At 72.5% G+C, this 21,646-nt stretch carries 21 protein-coding genes and 1 pseudogene; 8 read left to right on the top strand and 14 right to left on the bottom strand.

The features are described 5' to 3' along the window. Positions 1-9 precede the first annotated feature (9 nt). From V2J52_RS06870 to V2J52_RS06845, 6 genes are all read left to right on the top strand, one after another. Complete coding sequence (locus V2J52_RS06870; RefSeq protein ID WP_331226926.1) at positions 10-654, top strand: ABC transporter permease; 645 nt, start codon at positions 10-12, stop codon at positions 652-654. Further along, positions 651-1,823: a betaine/proline/choline family ABC transporter ATP-binding protein gene (locus tag V2J52_RS06865; RefSeq protein ID WP_331226925.1), complete on the top strand. Its 1,173-nt coding sequence runs from the start codon at positions 651-653 to the stop codon at positions 1,821-1,823. The genes V2J52_RS06870 and V2J52_RS06865 overlap by 4 nt, the downstream gene beginning before the upstream one ends. Beyond that, positions 1,820-2,611, top strand: a complete 792-nt coding sequence (locus V2J52_RS06860) for an ABC transporter permease (RefSeq protein ID WP_331226924.1) — start codon at positions 1,820-1,822, stop codon at positions 2,609-2,611. Before V2J52_RS06865 ends, V2J52_RS06860 begins: the two co-directional genes overlap by 4 nt. Before the next feature lie 109 nt (positions 2,612-2,720). Beyond that, positions 2,721-3,653, top strand: coding sequence for a glycine betaine ABC transporter substrate-binding protein (locus tag V2J52_RS06855; protein ID WP_331226923.1), 933 nt, complete (start codon positions 2,721-2,723; stop codon positions 3,651-3,653). A 78-nt stretch (positions 3,654-3,731) separates the two neighbouring features. Continuing rightward, on the top strand, positions 3,732-3,935 hold the full coding sequence (locus V2J52_RS06850; protein ID WP_331226922.1) for a toxin-antitoxin system HicB family antitoxin: 204 nt from the start codon (positions 3,732-3,734) through the stop codon (positions 3,933-3,935). Then, a complete protein-coding gene (locus V2J52_RS06845) occupies positions 3,932-4,309 on the top strand; it encodes a type II toxin-antitoxin system death-on-curing family toxin (protein ID WP_331226921.1) in 378 nt (125 codons plus the stop codon). The genes V2J52_RS06850 and V2J52_RS06845 overlap by 4 nt, the downstream gene beginning before the upstream one ends. 14 nt (positions 4,310-4,323) lie before the next feature. On the opposite strand, the gene asnB is transcribed toward V2J52_RS06845, so the two are convergent. After that, the gene (asnB, locus tag V2J52_RS06840; protein WP_331226920.1) at positions 4,324-5,844 is read right to left on the bottom strand and encodes an asparagine synthase (glutamine-hydrolyzing); all 1,521 of its coding nucleotides are present in this window, start codon (positions 5,842-5,844) and stop codon (positions 4,324-4,326) included. Positions 5,845-5,979: 135 nt separating this feature from the next. Between asnB and V2J52_RS06835 the strand changes: the two genes are divergently transcribed. Next, positions 5,980-6,849, top strand: a complete 870-nt coding sequence (locus tag V2J52_RS06835) for a DUF4349 domain-containing protein (RefSeq protein ID WP_331226919.1) — start codon at positions 5,980-5,982, stop codon at positions 6,847-6,849. On the opposite strand, the gene lysS is transcribed toward V2J52_RS06835, so the two are convergent. Continuing rightward, positions 6,836-8,383, bottom strand: a complete 1,548-nt coding sequence (lysS, locus tag V2J52_RS06830) for a lysine--tRNA ligase (RefSeq protein ID WP_331226918.1) — start codon at positions 8,381-8,383, stop codon at positions 6,836-6,838. The genes V2J52_RS06835 and lysS overlap by 14 nt on opposite strands. A gap of 103 nt (positions 8,384-8,486) precedes the next feature. Between lysS and V2J52_RS06825 the strand changes: the two genes are divergently transcribed. Beyond that, positions 8,487-9,173, top strand: a complete 687-nt coding sequence (locus V2J52_RS06825; protein WP_331226917.1) for a uridine kinase family protein — start codon at positions 8,487-8,489, stop codon at positions 9,171-9,173. Positions 9,174-9,195: 22 nt separating this feature from the next. Here V2J52_RS06825 and V2J52_RS06820 read toward each other — a convergent pair whose 3' ends face one another. The 12 genes and pseudogenes from V2J52_RS06820 to tilS all read right to left on the bottom strand — a co-directional run bounded on the left by V2J52_RS06820 (position 9,196) and on the right by tilS (position 21,645). Next, the gene (locus tag V2J52_RS06820; RefSeq protein ID WP_331226916.1) at positions 9,196-10,119 is read right to left on the bottom strand and encodes an AEC family transporter; all 924 of its coding nucleotides are present in this window, start codon (positions 10,117-10,119) and stop codon (positions 9,196-9,198) included. Between the two features lies 1 nt (position 10,120). Then, positions 10,121-10,561: an aspartate 1-decarboxylase gene (gene panD / locus V2J52_RS06815; RefSeq protein ID WP_331227132.1), complete on the bottom strand. Its 441-nt coding sequence runs from the start codon at positions 10,559-10,561 to the stop codon at positions 10,121-10,123. 26 nt (positions 10,562-10,587) lie between these two features. Then, positions 10,588-12,516, bottom strand: a complete 1,929-nt coding sequence (gene panC, locus V2J52_RS17020; protein WP_434056386.1) for a pantoate--beta-alanine ligase — start codon at positions 12,514-12,516, stop codon at positions 10,588-10,590. A gap of 20 nt (positions 12,517-12,536) precedes the next feature. Next, positions 12,537-14,444, bottom strand: coding sequence for a PH domain-containing protein (locus tag V2J52_RS06800; RefSeq protein WP_331226915.1), 1,908 nt, complete (start codon positions 14,442-14,444; stop codon positions 12,537-12,539). Further along, positions 14,441-14,953: a PH domain-containing protein gene (locus tag V2J52_RS06795; RefSeq protein ID WP_331226914.1), complete on the bottom strand. Its 513-nt coding sequence runs from the start codon at positions 14,951-14,953 to the stop codon at positions 14,441-14,443. Before V2J52_RS06795 ends, V2J52_RS06800 begins: the two co-directional genes overlap by 4 nt. Positions 14,954-15,013: 60 nt before the next feature. Further along, complete coding sequence (locus V2J52_RS06790) at positions 15,014-15,466, bottom strand: DUF3180 domain-containing protein (RefSeq protein ID WP_331226913.1); 453 nt, start codon at positions 15,464-15,466, stop codon at positions 15,014-15,016. After that, the gene (folK, locus tag V2J52_RS06785) at positions 15,466-16,368 is read right to left on the bottom strand and encodes a 2-amino-4-hydroxy-6-hydroxymethyldihydropteridine diphosphokinase (protein WP_331226912.1); all 903 of its coding nucleotides are present in this window, start codon (positions 16,366-16,368) and stop codon (positions 15,466-15,468) included. The genes V2J52_RS06790 and folK overlap by 1 nt, the downstream gene beginning before the upstream one ends. Then, a complete protein-coding gene (gene folP / locus V2J52_RS06780) occupies positions 16,365-17,171 on the bottom strand; it encodes a dihydropteroate synthase (protein ID WP_331227130.1) in 807 nt (268 codons plus the stop codon). Before folP ends, folK begins: the two co-directional genes overlap by 4 nt. Before the next feature lie 94 nt (positions 17,172-17,265). Next, positions 17,266-17,691: pseudogene (folE, locus tag V2J52_RS06775) on the bottom strand (GTP cyclohydrolase I FolE); the annotation flags it as partial. Between the two features lie 115 nt (positions 17,692-17,806). Beyond that, positions 17,807-19,825 carry an ATP-dependent zinc metalloprotease FtsH gene (gene ftsH, locus V2J52_RS06770; RefSeq protein ID WP_331226911.1) on the bottom strand — a complete coding sequence of 673 codons (2,019 nt, stop codon included), beginning with the start codon at positions 19,823-19,825 and terminating at the stop codon, positions 17,807-17,809. 129 nt (positions 19,826-19,954) lie between these two features. Further along, complete coding sequence (gene hpt / locus V2J52_RS06765) at positions 19,955-20,509, bottom strand: hypoxanthine phosphoribosyltransferase (protein WP_331226910.1); 555 nt, start codon at positions 20,507-20,509, stop codon at positions 19,955-19,957. Between the two features lie 53 nt (positions 20,510-20,562). After that, the gene (gene tilS, locus V2J52_RS06760; protein WP_331226909.1) at positions 20,563-21,645 is read right to left on the bottom strand and encodes a tRNA lysidine(34) synthetase TilS; all 1,083 of its coding nucleotides are present in this window, start codon (positions 21,643-21,645) and stop codon (positions 20,563-20,565) included. Between the last annotated feature and the right edge of the window lies 1 nt (position 21,646).

Genomic DNA, 21,646 nt, shown 5'->3' with positions numbered 1-21,646 from the left:
AGGAGATGGATGAATTTCGTCGAGTTCCTCATCGCCCGCAGCGACGACATGCTCGAGCTCGGACTCGGGCACGCCGCCGTCGTCGGCGTCTCGGTCCTCCTCGCGTCGGTCATCGGCATGATCCTCGGGATCGCCACCTACCAGCGCGAACGACCGCGCGAGGTGGTGCTCGCCATCACCGGCGCCTTCCTCACGATCCCGTCCTTCGCGCTGTTCATCCTGCTCCTCGGACCGCTCGGGCTCGGTGCTCGGCCCGTGGTCGTGGCGCTGACGATGTACGGCCTGCTGCCCGTGGTGCGCAACACCATCACCGGGTTGCGCGGCGTCGACCCGGCGATCGTCGAGGCGGCCAAGGGCATGGGACTCAATCGCCGCCAGCGCCTCCTGCGCATCGAGCTGCCGCTGGCCTGGCCGGTGGTCATCACCGGGATCCGGGTCACCACGCTCGTGCTCCTCGGCATCGCGGCGATCGGCTCCATCGTCAACGGCCCGGGGTACGGCGAGCTCATCTTCACCGGGCTCGCGCGCGTCGGGACACCGGTGGCCGTCAACCTCGTCCTCGCGGGCACGCTCGGCGTCATCGTGCTGGCCATCATCTTCGACCTGCTGTTCCACGCCGTCCGCCGGCTCACCACGTCCAAGGGGATCAGATGACAGACGACGCCACGATGATCCGGCTGGAGAACCTCACCAAGCGGTACCCCGGCCAGCGTGAGAACGCCGTCGACGACCTCACCCTCGAGATCCAGCGGGGCGAGATCGTCGTCCTCGTCGGGCCCTCCGGGTGCGGCAAGACGACGACGATGAAGATGATCAACCGGATCATCGAGCCCACGTCCGGTCGCATCATCCTGGGCGGCGAGGACGTGACGACGACGGACGCGGACCGGCTGCGACGGCGCATCGGTTACGTCATCCAGCAGGTCGGCCTGTTCCCGCACATGACGATCGGCGAGAACGTCGCGACCGTCCCCAAGCTGCTCGGCTGGGACGCGAAGCGAACCTCGGCGCGGGTGGACGAGCTGCTGAACCTGGTCAACATGCCGCCCGAGGAGTACCGCGACCGCTACCCCAAGCAGCTCTCCGGCGGTCAGCAGCAGCGCATCGGCGTCGCCCGGGCGCTCGGCGCCGATCCCGCGGTCCTCCTCATGGACGAGCCCTTCGGGGCCATCGACCCCATCACCCGCGACCGGCTGCAGAACGAGTTCCTCCGGCTGCAGGCCGAGGTGAAGAAGACCATCGTGTTCGTCACCCACGACATCGACGAGGCGATCAAGATGGGCGACCGCATCGCGATCCTGCGCGACGGCTCGCACGTCGCCCAGTACGACACCCCGGAGCAGATCCTCACCGCGCCGGCCGACGACTTCGTCTCGGACTTCATCGGCCGCGGGGCGTCTCTCAAGCGACTCAACCTCAGCCACGTCGCCGACATCGAGCTGCGCCCCTGGCCGACGGTCCCCGTCGGCACCACCCCGGTGGACGCGCTCGAGGTGCTGCGCGGCGCCACAGAGAGCGCCCTGCTCGTGCTCGACGACGGCGGCCGCCCGGTGCGTTGGGTGGGCGCGGACGACCTGCGCCGGGCCGATGGCCGGCCGCTCGACCGGATCGGCCTGCCCGCAGGCGTGACCGTCGAGCCCCGCGCGACGCTGAGCGACGCGCTCAACGAGCTCATCACCGCCCGGTACAGCGTGACGATCGTCGTCGGCGACGACGGCGTGTTCCAGGGCGTCGTCGACATCGAGCAGATCACCGACGCGATCCGGACGATGCGGGCGAGCGCGGTGACCCAGGCACGCGCCGGGCTGGGTGAGAGCCCATGAGCGTGCAGGCTCCGGGTCCCGTCTTCCCGGCGCCGCCCTCGGCCCCGGCCCCGACGACGGCGCACCGCACCCTGGGCGGCTACCTCACCATGCCGGCGGTGCTCGCCGCCGTCTGCCTCGCGCTCTACCTGTACGTCTCGAGCCAGGAGCTCGACTCGATCGAGGCGCGGTCGCTCAACGCGGCCCGGCTGTGGACAGCGACGTGGCAGCACATCCAGCTCGCCGCCGTCTCCACCGTCGTCACGCTCGTCATCGCGGTGCCGCTCGGGATCATGCTCACCCGTCCGTTCACCCGCCGGATCCGGCCGTACCTCATCACGCTGCTCACCCTGGGCCAAGCGGTGCCGACCATCGCGATCCTCGTGCTGCTGGCCGTGGCGTTCCTCTTCCTCGGGTTCAAGGCCGCGATCGTCGGGCTCGTGCTGTACGCGATCGTGCCGGTGCTGCTCAACACCATGGTGGGGCTGGAGCAGGTCGACCGGGCGGTCCTCGAGGCCGGCAAGGGCATGGGGATGTCGAAGGCCACCGTGCTGCGACGCCTCGAGCTGCCGCTGGCGGTGCCCGTCATCCTCGCCGGCATCCGCACCGCACTGGTCATCAACGTCGGCACCGCCACCCTGGTCACCTACATCAACGCCGGCGGGCTCGGCGACATCATCGTCGCCGGGCTGTCGACAAACCGCTTCACCGTCCAGCTCGTCGGCGCGGCGCTGACCGCCGTGCTCGCCCTGTTCATCGACTACCTCGCGAGCATCGCCGAGGACTTCCTGCGCCCCCGCGGCCTGTGAGGAGGCGACGCACCGCAGCGGTCCCGCTCACGCGGCGCACCCCGACCCACGAACCGAACGCATCGAGGGCTACCTCCGGGCGGGCCCACCACAACGAAGGAGAACCACGATGAGAACCACACGGACGATCGCGACCGCCGGAGGCCTCGCGATGCTCCTCGCTGTCGCCGGCTGCGGCAGCGACGACGGCGGCGGGAACGGCGACGGGGACGGCGAGCTCGCCGGCGCCTCCATCATCGTCGGCTCCAAGGAGTTCACCGAGTCCGACGTCCTCGCGCAGATCACCATGGTCGCGCTGGAGGACGCCGGCGCCGAGACAGTCGATCAGACCGGCATCTCCGGCAGCGCCACGGTGCGCGAGGCGCTGGAGACCGAGGAGATCGACATCTACTGGGACTACACCGGCACCGGCTGGGTGAACATCCTGGGCAACACCACCGAGGACATCCCCGAGGACCTGTACGCGGCCGTGGCCGAGGCTGATGCCGAGAACGGGATCGCCTGGCTGGAGCCGGCGAACTTCGAGAACACCTACCGGCTCGCTACGTCGAACTCCTTCGCCGAGGAGAACGGCCTCGTCACGACCTCCGACGTCGCAGAGTTCGTCACCGCCAACCCCGACCAAGGAGCGATCTGCGCGGCGAGCGAGTTCATCAACCGTGACGACGGCCTGCCCGGCCTCGAGGAGGCTTACGGCTTCGAGTTCACCGAGATCGTCGAGCTCGACCTCAACCTCATCTACACCCAGGTCGGCGAGTCGTGCGAGTTCGGCGAGGTGTTCTCCACCGACGCGCGGATCGTGTCGAACGACCTCCTCGTCCTCGAGGACGACCAGGACTTCTTCGTGCAGTACGCGGGTGCCGCGACGCTCCGCCAGGAGACGCTGGACGAGTACCCGGCCATCGCCGACATCCTCGCCCCGATCAGCGAGGCACTGACCGACGAGGTCATTACCGAGCTCAACGGCCGTGTGGACAACGACGGCGAGGTGCCGCGCGACGTCGCCGAGGAGTGGCTGACCGAGCAGGGCCTCATCGGCTGACGCCCACCCCACCTCCGCCTGGGGTCCGGAAGCGCGCCACCAGGGAGGTTGCAGTACCACGGTGGTACCGTTGATGGCATGGCACTGAACTTGCGGATCACCGAGGAGCAGGACCGTCGCCTCGCAGAGCTCGCGCGCAGTCAGGGTGTGAGCAAGAACGAGGCGGCGGTGCGGGCTATCGAGGAGACGTGGGCACGCCGTGGCCACGAAGCAGCGGTGCGCGGCCTTGCCCGAGCGGCGGTCGAACGCTACGGCCCGCTGCTCGACCGCCTCGCGAAATGACGACCTACCTGAGCCTGGAGGATCTTCTCTTCCTGTGCGAGGAGATCGGTGGGCTCTGCGTGCGCGATCGCGGGCTGCTCGACGCCGCTGCGCATCGCCCGGCCAGCGCCCTCTTCGGCGATGATGCCTACCCCGACCTGCACACGAAGGCCGCCGTCCTGCTGGAGTCGATCGCCGGCAACCCTCCGTCGGTCGATGGCAACAATCGGCTGGGCTGGCTTGCGACGGTGGTCTTCTACGGCCTCAACGGGGTCGAGCTCGACGCCCCCGAAGATCCCGCCTACGACCTCGTGATCGACGTCGCAACCGGGTCCCTGTCCTACGACGACGTCGCTCGGCGGCTGGCGGAGTGGACGCGTCCGGTCAGCGGCTAGGAGCGTCCCGAGCGTCATGCCTCGGCGAAGCGCCCCACGGTCCGAGCGGCGTCGATGCCCGGGAACGCCGCGGCGAACATCCGGAAGTAGGCCAGCTCCTCCCGCGTCCGCAGGGGCGGATCGAGCACGTCCGCCTCGCGGGCGAGCTCGGCCTCGGTCACGGTGGCCTCGAAGTGGTCCCGCAGGACGTCGTTCATGCCGGTGCCCTCACCGAACTGCTCCTTGCGGCGCCACAGCACCTCATCGGGCAACCAGCCGTCGAAGGCACGCCGCAGCAGCCACTTGGCCGGCTTGTCCGGACCGGTGAGCTTCCAGGCCGGGGGCAGCGCGAGCGCGAGCTCGACGAAGTCCAGGTCGAGGAACGGCACCCGGGCCTCGATGCCGTGGGCGCCGGCCACCCGGTCGACACGCTGCAGCCCGCCGATGTGCATGCCCTCGAGGGTGGCGATCAGGTCCTCGTGCAGCGCTTCGCCGTCGTCGTGCCGGCCGTAGTGGGAGTAGCCGGCGAACAGCTCGTCGGCCCCCTCACCGGCGAGCACGACCTTGACGTGCTCGCTCGCGAGACGCGCCACGAGGTGGTGCGGCACCGCGCTGTGGACCAGCGTGGGGTCGAAGGACTCGAGCTCCGCGACGACCTGCGGCACCAGCGCGATGGCGTCCTCGGCGGTGTAGACGAGCTCGTGGTGGTCGGTCCCGGCGTACTCGGCGACGAGCCGTGCGGCCGCAAGGTCGCTGCTGCCGGCCATCCCGACGGCGAAGCTCGGCAGCCGCTGCCCGCGCTCCCGGGCGAGCCGTGCGGCGATGGCCGTGATGATGCTGGAGTCCACCCCGCCGGACAGCAGGATCCCCACCGGGGCCGTTGCCGTCAGGCTCCGTTCCACGGCGCGCACGAGGGTCTCGCGCAGCGCGTCGAACACCCACATGGGCGGTTCCTCGTGCGGCGCGCGGCTCTTGAGCAGCACCGGTGAGGCGCCCGGGAACGCCGGGCCGGCGACGAGCCCGTCCTGCGGCGTCCACGCGTGGCCCGGCGGGAACGGCTCGACGGCGTCCCGCCAGCCCTCGTCGAAGGCCTTGAGCTCCGAGGCGAACAGCACCGTCTCGCCTCGGCGGGCCCAGTACAGCGGTGCGATACCCAGGACGTCCCGCACGGCGGCGAATCGTCCGTCGCCGGCGGCGATGACCAGTGCGAACGTTCCCCAGAGCCGTTCGAAGGCGGCCACGCCGCGGTCCTTGTAGAGCTGGAGGGCGGCCTCGAGGTCGGAGTCGGTGCTGAAACGGTCCTGACCGAGGTGCTCGCGGATGCGCTGGTGGTTGTAGATCTCGCCGTCACCGACCAGCCAGATGTCTTGCGTGCTCCCCGCCAGTGGCTGGGCGCCGGTGTGCGGGTCGATGATCGCCAGGTACTGGGTGCCCAGCCAGGCCTCACCCACCCGGCGGGTCCCGAGCCCGTCGGGACCGCGATGCGCCATCCGGTCCAGCATGCGCAGTCCCACCTCGTCGTCGAAGGGTCCGTACGCGGCAACAATTGCTGACATTTCTCCTCATTCGTCGTGCCCACACTATGCCGTCCACCTCGGCGCGCATCCTCCAGGTCTCGATCAAGTCCCGGTCGGGTCTCATTTCGGGCACCGCGGTTTCGTCCGCGCTGGTCAGCGACTTACAGTGCAGCCATGCGAAGCCTCCGTCAGGTCCTCCTGCTCGTGCTCGTCGCCCTGGGTCTCGTGGCCTGCTCGGGCGGTGCGAGCGACTCCGGGGGCGCCGACCCGCAGATGTCCTCGGCCGAGGACGCGGGCGCGGACGGTGACTCCGCGGAGTCCGGCGCCCAGGCGGCCGCCGACAACCGCGAGGTCATCACCACCGGGTCGCTCACCATGGTCGTCGCCGACCCAGTCGACGCGGTCGACGACGTCGTCGAGCTCCTCACCGCCGCCGATGGCCGGGTCGAGGAGCGCTCGCAGCGGACAGCCACCGAGCAGCGGCCGGCGAGCGCCCATCTCACGCTGCGCGTCCCGTCCGGCGCGCTCAACGCTCTCATCACCGACCTCGAGCAGGTCGGTGAGGTCAGCGACGTGTCGATCAGCGCGCAGGACGTCACCCGCGAGGGCCAGGACCTCGACGCCCGGATCACCGCGCTGCAGGCGTCCACCGAGCGGCTGCTGGGGCTGATGGTCGAGGCCGACACCAGCGAGGCGCTGCTCGCCGCGGAGAGCGCGCTGAGCGAGCGCCAGGGCGAGCTCGAGTCGCTGCAGTCGCAGCGCTCCGCCCTCTCCGACCAAGTGGCGATGTCCACCCTGCAGGTGTCACTCGTGGAGGAGAAGGAGGCCGCCCAGCTGGAGACCGACGGGTTCCTCGGCGGGCTGCAGGACGGCTGGCGGGCGCTCGTCGGGTTCGCCAGCGGCCTGCTCGTCGTCGTCGGCACGCTGCTGCCGTGGCTGGTCCTCGTGGGGGTCCCGCTCGCCGTCGTCGTGCTGGTCCGGCGTGCGCGGCGCCGGCCGGCCGCTCAGCCCACGCCCGCCGGCGAGGACGTCACGCCCGCTTGACGAGCGGGAAGGTGATCGTCTCCCGGATGCCGAGCCCGGTGAGGGCCATGAGCAGCCGGTCGAGCCCCATCCCCATGCCACCGGCGGGCGGCATGCCCTGCTCCATGGCCTGCAGGAAGTCCTCGTCGAGCACCATCGCCTCCGGGTCCCCCGCGGCGGCGATCCGCGCCTGCTCCTCGAAGCGCTCGCGCTGCACGACCGGGTCGACCAGCTCGGAGTACGCCGTCGCCAGCTCGAAGCCGCGCACATAGAGGTCCCACTTCTCCACCACGCCGGGCACCGAGCGGTGGGCGCGGGTGAGCGGTGAGGTGTCGACCGGGAAGTCACGCACGAAGGTCGGCGCGTAGAGGTCGTCGCCGACGAGGTGCTCCCACAGCTCCTCGACGACCTTGCCGTGGGTGTCGTGCGGTGCGACGGCGATCTCCAGCCGCTCCGCGTGCGCCAGCAGCCGCGCCATCGGCGTCTGCGGGCTGATCTCCTCGCCGAGCGCCTCGCTGAGGGAGCCGAACAGCGAGAGCTCGGCCCACTGCCCGCCGAGGTCGTAGTCGCTGCCGTCGGCCAGCCGCACGGTGGTCGAGCCGAACGCATCCTGCGCGGCGCGCTGGACGAGGGCCCGGGTGAGCTCGGCCATAGTGTCGTAGGAGCCGTAGGCCTCGTAGGCCTCGAGCATGGCGAACTCCGGGGAGTGCGTGGAGTCTGCGCCCTCGTTGCGGAAGTTACGGTTGATCTCGAAGACCCGGTCGAGGCCACCGACGACGGCCCGCTTGAGGAAGAGCTCCGGCGCGATCCGCAGGTACAGCTCGGTGTCGTAGGCGTTCATGTGGGTGACGAACGGCCGGGCGGCCGCCCCGCCGGGCTGCACCTGGAGCATCGGCGTCTCGATCTCGATGAACTTCCGCTCGTCGAGCTGACGGCGCAGCGACCTCACGACCGCCGCCCTGGTGCGCACCATCTCGCGGGCCGCCGGGCGCATGATGAGGTCGAGATGACGACGGCGCACGCGGCCCTCCTCCGACAGCGCCACCTGCTCGCCGGCCTCGTTCTCGTAGGTCTTCGGCAGCGGCCGCAGCGCCTTGGCGGCGAGCAGGTAAGAGTCGGCGAACACGCTCAGCTCGCCACGCCGCGAGGCGATGACGCGGCCGTGGACGAACAGGTGGTCCCCGAGGTCGACGTCGGTCTTGAAGGCGGCGAGCGCCTCCTCGCCCACCTCGGCACGCGAGAGCATCGCCTGGAGCTGGTTGCCGGCGCCGTCCTGCAGGGTGACGAAGCACAGCTTGCCGGTGTTGCGCAGGTACATCACCCGGCCGGCGACGCCGACGACGACGTCGGTCTCCTCCCCGGCGGCAAGCTCGGCGTGGTCCGCGCGGACCGCCGCGATCGTGGCCGTGATGGGCAGCGTCACCGGGTACGGGTCGATGCCGGCGGCGATGAGCCGCTCCCGCTTCTCGGCACGGACCCGGACCTGTTCGGGCTGCTCCTGGTCGTGCTCGTCCAGCCGGTCGGGATCGGTCGCGTCGCGGGTCGTCTCAGTCACCCGCCGATCCTATCCAGCCTCGTGCCGCCCGAGAGATTCGGCGGCTCCGGCGGCTACCCTCGTGCGGAGCGCTGCCGGTCGGGCGGTGCGATGAGGAGAGCCGATGTCCGCAGCTGCAGCCGCCGATGACCACGGCGCCCCGGCCGCCGTGCCGGGCGCCGGCACCCGTGGCCTGTTCGAGCTCCCCGCGGGAGCCCGCCGTGCCTCGACGCGCATCGTGCTGCTCACCGGCCCGTCGGGGTCGGGCAAGACCTCGCTCACCGGCCGGCTGGGGCTGCCCGTCGTGGCGCTCGACGACTTCTACCGCGACGGCGACCACCCGGGGCTGCCCCGGCGCCACGGCATCGTCGACTGGGACGACCCCCGCAGCTGGGACCGGGAGGCCGCGCTGGCCGCCCTGCTCGACATCGCCCGCACCGGCCACGCCGACGTCCCGCTCTACGACATCCCCACCAACCGCCGGACGACGACGACCGCCTTCGACGCCGGCGGGTCACCGATCGTGCTCGCCGAGGGCATCTTCGCTGCCGAGCTCATCGACGCCGCCCGGGAGGAGGACATCCTCGCTGACGCGCTGTGCCTGTGGCGGCCGCGGATCCAGACGTTCTGGTTCCGGCTGCTGCGCGACCTCGGCGAGGCACGCAAACCACCGCTGACGCTGCTGCGCCGTGGGCTGAGCCTGGCACGCCACGAGCCGGCGATGATCGCCGCCCTGGAGCAGCGCGGTGCCCGCAAGGTCACCGTCGACGAGGCGGAGTCGCGCATCCGCGAGCTGCTGCGCCGGCGCTGAGGCGGCGCCTCGCCGGCGACCGTCAGTGCAGCAGTGCGGTGATGATGGTGATCACCGGCACGGAGGCGATGGTGGAGACGAAGATGGTGTCCCGGGCCAGCGTCACGCCGCGCTCGTAGCGGCTGGCGAAGACGAAGACGTTCTGCGCGGTCGGCAGCGCCGCCATGACGGTGACGGCGAACAGCGAGACGTCGTCCAGGCCGAGCACGAACCGCCCGAGGACGTACGCGACACCCGGCTGGAGCACCATCTTGAGCCCGACGATGAGCGCGAGCTCCCCCACCGACGTGCCGCCGCCGAGCTTGGGACCGAGCCTCAGCGAGACGCCGTAGGCGAGCAGCATCGTGGGCACCGCCATCGCGGCGAGCAGGTCGATGGGCGCCTGGACCATCGTCGGCAGCCGGAACCCGGTGAGCGCGAGCACCAGCCCGACGAGCGCGCCGATGAGCAGCGGGTTGCTCGCGCTGCGTCGCAGCAGCGCGCCGGTCGGGGTGCCGGCGGCGGCCGTCGTCCGGTCGAGGACGGCCAGCGCCACCGGCTGGATGAGCACCAGCTGCAGCAGCATGATCGGCGCGACGTAGGCGGCGTCGCCGAGGACATAGGCGGCGATCGGGATGCCGAGGTTGCCGGCGTTGACGTACGAGGAGCACAACGCACCGATGACGGTCTCGGCCGTCGGCCGTCGCGCGACCCACCGCGACAGCAGGAGGTAGACCGCGATCGCGACCGCCACCGCGCCGGCGGAGGCGATGAGGTTGCCGGAGAACACCCCGCCGACGTCCGCCTCGGAGAGCACGGTGAGCATGAGTGCCGGGCTCGCGACGAAGAACGCGAGCTTGGCGAGCATCGCCTGGCTCGCGTAGTTGAGGAACCCGATGTGGGCGAGGACGGCCCCGACGGCGATGACCACGGCAACGGCGCTGAAGCCGTGGAGGACGCCGATCATGTCAGAGCAGCTCGGCGCTGCTGCGGTGCTCGGCCAGCGTGACACCGCTGCTGCGCAGCACCGGGTCTGGGACGCTGTCGGGCACCTGCCCGGGGTCGTCGCCGAGGTCGACCATCCGGTTCTCGCCGTCGACGAACACCACCGCGGGGCGGTAGCGGCGGGCGTCGGCGTCGCTGAGCATGCCGTAGCCGATGATGATGACGACGTCACCGGGATGCACGTGGTGTGCTGCCGCGCCGTTGATGCAGACCTCGCCCGCGCCGCGCTCGCCGGGGATCGCGTACGTCGTCAGGCGCGCCCCGTTGGTGACGTCGACGATGTCGACCTGCTGGCCTGGCAGCAGGTTCGCCGCGTCGAGCAGGTCACCGTCGATCGTCACCGAGCCCACGTAGTGGAGCTCGGCCGCGGTCACGGTGGCGCGGTGGATCTTGCCGACCAGCATCGGGCGCTGCAGCGAGGCGGGGGTGGTCACGGCTGACGGATCTCCTTCGGGGCCGGGTGGACGGGCATGTTGTCGATGAGGCGGGTGGCCCCGACCTGGGCGGCCACAACCAGGAGCATCTCACCGTTGCCGGTGGCCACGCCGGGCGAGAAGGTCATCGGGTCGACGAGCGTGAGGTAGTCCACCCGGGCACCTGGCGCCGTGTCGAGCACGGCCCGGGCCGCGGCGAGCACGCCGTCGGGACCGTCGGAGGCAGCATCCCGGCCGGCGCGCAGCGCTGCGGACAGCGCGAGCGCCTGCTCCCGCTCGGCCGGCGACAGGTACGCGTTGCGGCTGCTCAGCGCGAGGCCGTCGGTCTCCCGGTGGGTAGGCACCCCGACGATCTCGACGGCGATGTCCAGGTCGCGCACCATCGCCCGCACGAGGGCCAGCTGCTGGGCGTCCTTCTGCCCGAAGACCGCGATGTCCGGTGCCACGAGGTGGAGCAGCTTGGCGACCACGGTCAGCACCCCGCCGAAGTGGCCGGGACGGGTGGCCCCCTCGAGGACGGACCCGACCGGGCCCGGGTCGACGCGCACCTGCGGCTCGCCGTCGGGGTAGACGGTGGCTGGTTCCGGCGCGAACACGATGTCCGCCCCCACCTCGCTCAGCCGCGCAAGGTCGGCCTGGAGGTCTCGTGGGTAGGCGTCGAGGTCCTCCCCGGCGGCGAACTGCAGCGGGTTGACGAAGATCGTCACGACGACGACGTCGCCGCGGCGCCGGGCCTCCCGCACGAGGTCGAGGTGCCCCTCGTGCAGCGCACCCATCGTCATGACGACGGAGCGCCGCCCGGGCCGGTCACCAAGGGCGACGCCGAGCTCGACCCTGGTGCGCACCAGCAGCGGCCCAGCCCCAGCCCCGGCACCGGCACCGGCCCCCTCCTCGCCGACAGCAGGATTGTCACCGAGAGCAGGATTGTCACCGACAGCAGGATTGTCACCGACAGCGGGGTTGTCGTCGACGGCGCTCTGCTCCGCCGTGCCGGCCGTCGTCGCGGCGCCGGCGGCCGGGGCCAGCGCGTCGAGCAGCGCCTGGGCCGCCGACTCGTTGATCCGACCGTCGAACAGCGCTCGTTGCGCCGTCGCACGCGCGAGCGCACGGTAGGTGGCCGCGACGTCGACGTGCTCTGGCTCGCGGGCAGCCAGCGCGTCGAGCTCGGCCAAGTGGTCGCGCACGGTGCCGACGTCGCCGCGGACCACCGGTCCGGTGAGGCTGAGGGTGCCGTCGCGGACGGCGCCGTCGAGCGCGGCGGTCAGCAGCGGGTCGAGGTAGAGCCCGGGCTCGGCGATACCGGCGGTGCGCAGCACCCGGGCGGCCTGCGCGACGAGGGTGACGAGGTGGTTGGCGCCGTGCGCGAGGGCCGCGTGGTACCGAGGCCGGTCGGCCTCGTGGAGCGGGACCGGCTCGCCACCGATCTCGACGACGAGCGCCTGCCCGATCGGCAGCACCGGCGCCGGCGCAGTGACCGCGAACGGGCAGCCGACCAGCCGCGAGAGGTCGACGCTGGTGCCGGTGAAGGTCATCGCCGGGTGCAGGGCGATCGGGATGGCGCCGGCCTGCTGCGCGGGGGCGAGCACCGCGGTGCCGAACCGGCCGGCGGTGTGGACGACGATCTGTCCCGGCTGCCAGGCACCGGTCTCCGCGAGCCCGGCGACGAGACCGGGCAGCACGTCGTCGGGCACGGTGAGCAGGACGAGCTCGGCGCGCTCGACGATCTGCGGCACCTCAAGCACCGGCACCCCGGGGAGCATGACCTCCACCCGGTCCCGGCTGGCCTGCGACACCGCGCTGACCCCGACGATCGCGTGACCGGCGGCGCGCAGCGCGCTGGCGAGCACCGCCCCCACGCGGCCGGCGCCGATGAGCCCGACCCCGAGTCGGCCGGGCCGGGTGACAGGATCCGAAGGCGTGGTCACCGGATCATTATCCGGCAGCCTCACCCCTCCTCCGGCGCGGACGCCGGCGGGGCGGGCGGCGGCGAGGCGGACGGTGACGTAGTCGGCGGGGGCGGCGCCGGGTGCGCAGGCGCGGTTGGCGGCGGCGGGACGACGTCACCTGTAACCATCGGTCGCCCCGACGGCGGGGGCGGTGCGTGCTGCGCCGACGCAGCGGACGGCGGTGGCGGCGGGGCGTCCGGGGCAGGCGCAGCGGACGGCGGCGATACCACCGGCGCACCCGACGGCGGGGCCGGAGCGGCCGGCGCACCCGTCGGCGCACCAGGCGACACCGGCGCACCCGACGGCGGGGCCGGGGCGGCCGGAGCACCCGCCGGCGCACCAGGCGACACCGGCGTACCCGACGGCGGGGCCGGAGCGGCCGGCGCACCGGACGGCGCCGCCGGGGTGGCGTCGTGGGCCGGCTCGAGACCGACGCGGCGCAGCCACTCCTCGGGCGACTCCCGCTGCCGGGAGGCCTTGGAGTGCTCGGACTGGTCGCCGAGCTTGGCCAGCGCGGTCATCTGGTCCAGGTGCACCGCCCGCGCCGCGACCGGCCCGGAGACGAGCGCGAGCGTGAGGCTGGCGAGGACGGCCTGGCGCTGGACCGGCCCCTGGCTGATGGCCAGCGACTGGGACCGCTCGTGCGGCACGATGGCCAGCGAGCGCGACAGCCGGCCACGCCGGATGAGGGTGGCCCGGTCGGTGAGCAGGATGCCGTTGCGCCGCCAGGAGATCGGGTCCAGCCAGCGTGCCCGGCGCGGGCTGGTGGTGAAGCCGCCACTCTCTCCGGTGCCCTCGAGCGCCCCGTCGATGACCGTCTGCGGATCGGTGACCCCGAGGTCGGGCAGCACCAGCCACAGCGCGGTGAGGGCATCGCCGCGAGGCCCGACGGGCAGCAGGACGTTGCCGGTCGCGCTCTCGGTCGTCTCGCCGTACCCGGCAATGTTCACGCGCACGCGCCACCAGCCGCGACGTCGCCACAGCAGCGGCTGCTCGAGTGCCACCGCGTGCACCCGGCCCGGGGGCACCGTCTGGGTGCGCTGCTCGAGCAGCCCGTGCCGCAGCCGGACGCCGTCGGCGGAGATGGCCGCCCGGAACCCGAAGCCGGTGGAGAACTGCGCCCACAGCACCGTGCCCCAGCCGAGGAGGGCGGGCAGCCCACCGATCATGGGCGCGCCGGAGCCGATCCCGATGGAGATGACGGCCAGCCCGAGGACGACGACGAGGAAGGTGATCATCGAGCCGGAGAGCAGCAGCGAGGCCACCAGGCGACCCGGCGGGACGGTCAGCAGCTCACGTTCCGGGCTGTCGGTGAGCACCGGGCTCGGCGCCGCCGGCTCGGTCGCGCCGGGGGTGGCACTGCCGGTGGCCGGCAGCGAGCCGCCGCTCGTCGTGCTCTCGACGTAGGTCCCGGCCGCGCGGGCGAGGACCTCGCGCCGCAGCTGGTGCGCGGTGTCCTCCTTGAGGAATGCGAGGTCAACCGAGGACCCGGCGCCGCCGGCGGTCTCGATCTTCAGCTTGGCCAGCCCGAACAGCCTCGCCAGCAGCGGCTGGACGACGTCGATCGCCTGGATCCGGTTGAGCCGGGCGTGGCGCTGCTGCCGGAAGAGGATGCCGCTGTGGAGGAAGACCGCGTCACGCCCGACGGCGTAGCGCATCATCCGCCAGGAGAGCGCCGAGTAGCCGGCGAGCACCAGCAGCAGGAGCAGGAACCCACCGCCGCCGAACAGCAGCACGAGCGTCCAGTCGACGTCGCTGTCCCGCAGCTCGGCGATGGTATCGATGTTCTGGAAGAGCACCACCGCGAACAGCGCGACGATCACCTTCCAGGCGTTGAGCACCGGGGTGATGACGTGCATCCGGCGCCACTCGACGTTCTCCTCGGGCGCGGGGGTCTGCTCGCTCACAGGCCGGCCAGCCTGGCCTCGCCGCGCTCGGTGAGGCGGTCACGCAGCCGCGACGCCTCGTGCGTCGGCAGGCCGGCGATCGATGCGTCGGTGGACGCCGAGGCGGTGTGGAGCTGCACGGTCGCGACCTTGGCCCAGCGGTCGATGGGGCCAGCCTTGACGTCGACGTACTGCATCCGGCCGTACGGCACCACGGTGAGCTCGCGGAACAAGATGCCCTTGCGGATGAACAGGTCGTCCTCGCGCTCGGCGTACCCCATGGCGCGCACCTGCCGCGGGATGAGCCAGCACGTCCAGCCGATCAGCGCCAGGAACAGCCCAGCGATGAGCCACCACCACCAGCCGGTGACGACGACGGCGAGCACGATGACCGCCACGAGCGGCAGTACCAGCCAGAAGAGTGCCGGGACCAGCCGGGCTCGGATCAGTCCTCGGGAGACCGGGGTGAACTCGAGGCCCACCGGCTCGAACGGCGAGCGTGCCTGGGCGGGTTGTTGTGGTGCGGTCATTGGTTCAGGGTGCCACACCACCCAACCCCAGCCCGTTCGACGGACGATTGTCGGGACGGGTCAGGCCGGCTCGGCGTCGTCACCCGGGGGCAGCCGGCACCACGACTCGACGACGACGCCGACGACGACCAGCACCACGCAGGCGAGCGCGGCCGCCCCGGCGGCGAGCGCGTGGGCCCGCAGCGCCGGTGCGGTGATGTTGGCCAGCGCGATGAGCGCCTGGGCCGCGAAGTACCCGACGAGCGCCGACCCGGCGAGCGCGCACGCCTTGGCGAGCATCGCCACCCGGGCGGCCCGGATGACGTCGAGACGGGTCCGCTTGCCCTCGGTCAGCCGTCGCACCGACCGGCCGAGCAGCAGCACGCCCACCGCGATGACGGCGATCGCCGCCCAGCTGTACCCGGACACCGGCACGAGGGTGCCGCGCGAGCGCAGCGCCTCGAGCAGCAGGTAGGACGCGCCGCCGGCGCCGACGGCGACGATCGGCAGCGTGGACCAGCTCGTCCGCTGCATCAGCCCTCGGCCTCCCGCGACCACCAGGTCCCGGCCAGCCACTCGAGGCCCTCCCCGGAGGCTGCCAGCAGCCCAGCCACCGGGCCGTGCCCGGGCAGCACCGCTGCCGGGTCCAGCCGCAGCCAGGGCGCGAGCACGAACGGCCGCTCGTGCGCCCGCGGGTGCGGGATGACGAGGTCGTCGTCGTCGCGGCGCAGGTCCCCGCTGGCGATGATGTCGATGTCGAGGGTGCGCGGCGCCCACCGGGTGGTGCGCCGCCGGCCGTGACCGAGCTCGATGCCCTGGCACAGCGCGAGCAGCTCACGCGGCGGCAGGTCGGTGCTGAGCGCGGCCACCGCGTTGAGGTAGTCCGGCTGCGGCGGGCTGCCGGGCAGCACCACCGCGGTGCTGCGCAGCAGCGGCGACACCGCGGTCACCACCACCCGGGCGTGGCGGTCGAGCTCGGTGACGGCGCTGTGCAGCGTCTGCCGCGCGTCGCCGAGGTTGGCGCCGAGCGCGACGACGACCTCACGGGTGCGGTCCTGCCAGGCCCGCCGGTGCACCTGCACCGTGACGTCGTCGAACGGGACCGGGATCGGCGCGTAGGGCTTGTGAACCGTGACGTCGACGGCGACGACCCCGTCGTACGCGAGGGCACGGTCGGCGATGGCCACCGCCACCGTCTCGATGAGGTCGACCGGCGGCCCGGTGATGACCGCGACGACGTCGGACGCCACGTCGGCGTAGTTGACGGTCCTCGTGAGGTCGTCGCCGGCCGCGGCCGCGGCGACGTCGAGGTGGAGGGTGACGTCGACGCCGAACTGCTGGCCTGCCTCACGCTCCTCGGCGAGCACGCCGTGGTACCCGAAGGCGCTGATCCGGGTGACGGTGATCCGGTCGAGCCCGGTGCGGTCGTCGCTCATCGTTGCCTCCGTGCCTCGGCCACCGCTGCGGCGACCCGGACGGCGTCGGCCGAGCCGGGGACGTCGTGGACCCGCACGCCCCAGACGCCGGCGGCCGCGACGATCGCCGAGACAGCGGCGGTCGCCCGGTCCCGCTCGGGCGGCGGGGCGGGACTGCCGTCGGGACCGGCGAGCAGCCGACCGAGGAACCGTTTGCGGGACGCCCCGACGAGCACCCGGTGGCCCATCGCCAGCAGGTCGTCGAGCGCGGCCAGCACCTGCCAGTCGTCCTGCCGGTCCTTGGCGAAGCCGAGCCCGGGGTCGACGACGACGAGCGCGGGGTCGAGCCCCGCCGTCGTCATCGCGGCGATCCGGGTGGTGAGCTCGCCGCGCACCTCCGCGGCGACGTCGTCGTACACGGCGAGGTCGTTCATGGTGGCGGGGTCCCCGCGCCAGTGCCCGAGCACGTAGGGCGCGCCGTGGGCGGCGACCACCGTGGCCATCTCCGGGTCGGCGAGCCCGCCGGAGACGTCGTTGATGATGGCGGCGCCCGCCGCCAGGCAGGCCTGCGCGGTCTCGGCGTGCACGGTGTCGACGCTCAGCGGCGTGCCGCTGCCCGCCAGCGCCCGCACGACGGGCAGCACCCGGTCGATCTCGACGTCGGCCGGCACCCGGCGCGACCCGGGCCGCGTCGACTCACCGCCGACGTCGAGGATGTCGGCGCCCTCGGCGACGAGCCGGTGGGCGTGGGCGACGGCGGCGTCCGGGGACAGCCAGCGGCCGCCGTCGGAGAAGGAGTCCGGCGTGACGTTGACGACGCCCATGACCAGGCAGCGGCGCTGCGAGTCGAGCCGTGCGAGCGCCGCGCCACGATCGGTCACCGCGCGGGGCGCGAGCTCCTCACGAGGGGCCGGCATGTCAACGTTGGGGCGCGATGAGACTCATCGCCTCTGCCCGGGTCGCGGCGTCACGCAGCTGGCCGCGGACCGCGGAGGTGATCGTGCGAGCGCCGGTCTTGCGCACTCCGCGCATCGACATGCACAGGTGCTCGCACTCGATGACGACCATGACTCCGCGCGGCGCCAGCTCCGAGACGAGCGCGTCGGCGATCTGCGTGGTCAGCCGCTCCTGGACCTGCGGGCGGCGGGCGAACACCTCCACGAGCCGGGCGATCTTGCTCAGCCCGGTGACCCGTCCGCTGTCGCCGGGGATGTAGGCGACGTGCGCGACCCCGTGGAACGGCACGAGGTGGTGCTCACAGGTGGAGTACACCTCGATGTCACGCACGAGGATGAGCTCGTCGTGGTCGAGGTCGAAGGTGGTGCGCAGCACCTCGGCGGGGTCGGCNCCCCGACCGCGACGAGGAAGTCACGCACCGCTCGCCGGACGCCGTCGGCGTCGTACCGGCCGGCCGGCGCGGTGGACTTCTCGGGGAGCAGGCCGCTCGTCTCGGTCATCGTCAGATCCCCTCGGCGGGCCCGCCGACCTGCCCGGACGGCGGGATCTCGCCAAGACCGGGGCCCTCGCCGACCGAAGCGATCTCGTCCTGCGGCGGCTCCTGCGGAGCGCCGGCGGCGACCTCGGCGGGCGTGCGGACCGGCGGCCGGTAGGAGACGGTGCGACGCTCGGCGGACAGCCAGACGTCGCGCGGCTCGCGCTTAACGATCGGCTCGAATATCCGGGCCAGCTCCTTCTCGTTGAGCGTCTCGTGCTCGAGCAGGTCCAGCACGAGGTGGTCGAGGACGTCGCGGTACTCGTTGATGATCTCCCACGCCTCGTCGTGAGCGGCGTCGATGAGGGTGCGGACCTCCTCATCGACGATCCGGGCGATGTCCTCGGAGTAGTCGCGCTGGTGACCCATGTCGCGGCCGAGGAACGGCTCGCCGGCGTCGGTGCCGAGCTTGACGGCGCCGATCCGCTCGCTCATGCCGTACTGGGTGACCATCTTGCGGGCCAGCGAGCTGGCCTTGTCGATGTCGCTGGACGCGCCGGTGGTGGGGTCGTGGAAGATGATCTCCTCGGCGACCCGGCCGCCGATGGCGTACACGAGCTGGTCGAGCAGCTCGTTGCGGCTGGTGGAGTACTTGTCCTCGGAGGGCATGACCATCGTGTAGCCCAGCGCGCGGCCGCGCGGCAGGATCGTCACCTTGGTCACCGGGCTGGTGTACCGCAGCGCCGCCGCGGTCAGTGCGTGCCCGCCCTCGTGGTAGGCGGTGATCTTCTTTTCCTTCTCGTTCATCAGCCGGGTGCGCTTCTGCGGCCCGGCGATGACGCGGTCGATCGCCTCGTCCAGCGCACGGTCGTCGATGAGGTGCGCGTCGGAGCGTGCGGTGAGCAGCGCGGCCTCGTTGAGCACGTTGGCGAGGTCGGCACCGGTGAAGCCGGGAGTGCGCTTGGCGACCATGTCGAGGTCGATCTCCGGCACCATCGGCTTGCCCTTGGCGTGCACCCGCAGAATTGCCGCACGCCCGACGAGGTCGGGGGCGTCGACGGTGATCTGCCGGTCGAACCGCCCCGGGCGCAGCAGCGCCGGGTCGAGGATGTCGGGCCGGTTGGTGGCGGCGATGAGGATGACGTTCGTCGTGGCGTCGAAGCCGTCCATCTCGACGAGCAGCTGGTTGAGCGTCTGCTCGCGCTCGTCGTGCCCGCCCCCCATGCCGGCGCCGCGGTGGCGGCCGACGGCGTCGATCTCGTCGACGAAGATGATCGCCGGCGAGTTGGTCTTGGCCTGCTCGAACAGGTCACGCACCCGGGAGGCGCCGACGCCGACGAACATCTCGACGAAGTCCGACCCGGAGATCGAGTAGAACGGCACGCCGGCCTCACCGGCGACGGCGCGGGCGAGCAGCGTCTTACCAGTGCCCGGGGGGCCGTAGAGCAGGACGCCCTTGGGGATCTTCGCGCCGACGGCGAGGAACTTCTCCGGTCCGGCGAGGAACTCCTTGATCTCCTGCAGCTCCTCGACGGCCTCGTCCGCGCCGGCGACGTCGACGAAGGTGACCTGCGGGGTCTCCTTGGTGACCATCTTGGCCTTGGACTTGCCGAACTTCATCATGCCGCCGCCGCCCTGCATGCGGGACATGAGGAACCAGAACAGCCCGAGGATGATGACCATCGGCAGCAGGAAGGCGAGCAGCGAGCCGAACACCGACGGCTGGGGCACCTCGGAGTTGTAGCCGTCCGCCGGGTCCGAGTCGGCGATGGCCTGCATCACCGTCTCGCCCTGCGGCGTGGCGTAGTAGAAGGCGACGCGATCGCCGGCCTCCTCGAAGTCCTCGCTGAGCACCAGCTCGACGCGCTGGGTGGAGTCGTCGACCTCGACCTGCTCCACGGTCTCGCCGGCGAGCAGCGCGAGGCCGTCGGAGGTGTCGATGTCCTCGGGATTGTCGCCGCCGAGCAGGCCGGCACCGAGGTAGGCGAGGAGCAGGACAACCAGCACCCACACGAGCGGGCCGCGCAAAATCTTCTTGGCGTTCATCGAATTCGGCGCAGCCGCCGGGTCCCTCCTGCTCGAGCCGTCATCGTTCGACGGTACACAACACGCTTGGGATCAATGGCATCTGTTCGCGCAGGGCGGTATCGCTCGGGCGCCCGCCGGACGGCGCGGTCAGCTGCCGTAGACGTGCGGGGCCAGCGTGCCGACGAACGGCAGGTGGCGGTACTTCTCGGCGAAGTCCAGGCCGTAGCCGACGACGAACTCCGGCGGGATGTCGAAACCGACGTACTTGACGTCGACCTCGACCTTGGCGGCTGCCGGCTTGCGCAGCAGCGTGGCGATCTCCACCGACTCCGGGCCGCGGCTGCGCAGGTTGGACAGCAGCCAGGAGAGCGTGAGGCCGGAGTCGACGATGTCCTCGACGATGAGCACGTGGCGGCCGTGGAGGTCGGTGTCCAGGTCCTTGAGGATCCGCACGACACCGGACGAGCGGGTGCCCGAGCCGTAGGAGGACACCGCCATCCAGTCCATCTCCACCGAGGCGTGCAGCCGGCGCGAGAGGTCGGCCATCACCATGACGGCGCCGCGGAGCACGCCCACGAGGAGGATCTCCTGCCCGGCGTAGTCACGGTCGATCTCGGTGGCGAGCTCGTCGAGCCGGTCCTGGATCTGCTCCGTGGTGAGCAGCACCTTCTCGAGGTCTGCTCCCATGTCGTTGGCGTCCACCAGCACTCCTGCTCGTTCGGTCCCCTGGGTGTCCCGGCCACCGCCCGCAGACGTCAGCCGACGATCAGCCTGCCACACTCCCGGCGCGCCCTGACACCGCCCGGCAGCATCGCGGGCCCCTGGCCGCGGTAGTCCGCCACGAGCGCGTCGAGCGCCTCGACGTGCGATGTGGCCAGCGCGCCGGGCGGGCAGCCGGCCACCACCGCGGCGCGGTGCAGCACCCGGCCGCGCAGCGCCCGGTGAGCGGCTGCCAGCGCGACGGCGTCGAGGTCGACCGTGCCGGATGCCGATGCACCCCCACCACCCTCCGCCGAGAGCTGGATTGTCCCCGGCGCTAATCCAGCTCTCGGCGCGGGGAGGGGGAGCCCGACGCGGGCGCCGAGCTCGGCGGCGGCCGCGGCGAGGTAGTCCTCGTCCTCCCGCAGCCGGTCGGCGGTGCGGGCCAGCGCCTCGGGGACGCCGGGGCCCAGCGCGCGGGCCATCGCCGGCAGCACCTCGTGCCGCACGGCGGAGCGGCGAAGCGGCCCGCCGTCGGCGCGGCGCCACGGCCCGTCGGGCCGGTTGGTGGGGTCGGTGGCCCAGTCGAGCCCCAGCGCGCGGCAGCAGGCCTCGGTCTGCTCGCGACGCAGCCCGAGGAGGGGCCGGCGCCACCGCCCGGTGACCGGTGCCATCCCCGCCAGCGAGCGCCCGCCGGAGCCGCGGGCGAGCCCGAGGACGACCGTCTCGGCCTGGTCGTCGAGGGTGTGCCCGAGCAGCACGGCGTCAGCGCCGTGCTCCTGCGCCGCGGCCGACAGCTCGGCGTAGCGGGCGGTGCGCGCGGCCGCCTCGGGGCCGCCGGCGCCGGTGGCGGGGACCCGCACGGTGCGGACCACGGCGGGGGCGAGCCCCAGCCGGCGGCAGCTCTCGGCGGCCAGCTCGGCGGTCCGGGCGCTGGCTTGCTGGAGGTCGTGGTCGATGCTCACCGCGCCGGCGCGCAGGCCGGAGCGTGGCGCGACGAACGCCGTCGCCGCGGCGAGCGCGAGGGAGTCAGCGCCGCCGGAGCACGCCACGAGGACCAGCGCGCCCGGCGGGAGGTCCGCCAGCGCCACCCGCACCGCCTGCCGAGCGGCCGCGACGGCCGGTGCCGGGCCGGCCACC

The organism is Georgenia sunbinii, from assembly GCF_036421875.1.
GTDB classification, from domain to species: domain Bacteria; phylum Actinomycetota; class Actinomycetes; order Actinomycetales; family Actinomycetaceae; genus Georgenia_B; species Georgenia_B sunbinii.
Note: the sequence above shows the minus strand (reverse complement) of the source record. Positions and strands in the feature narration are given on the sequence as shown.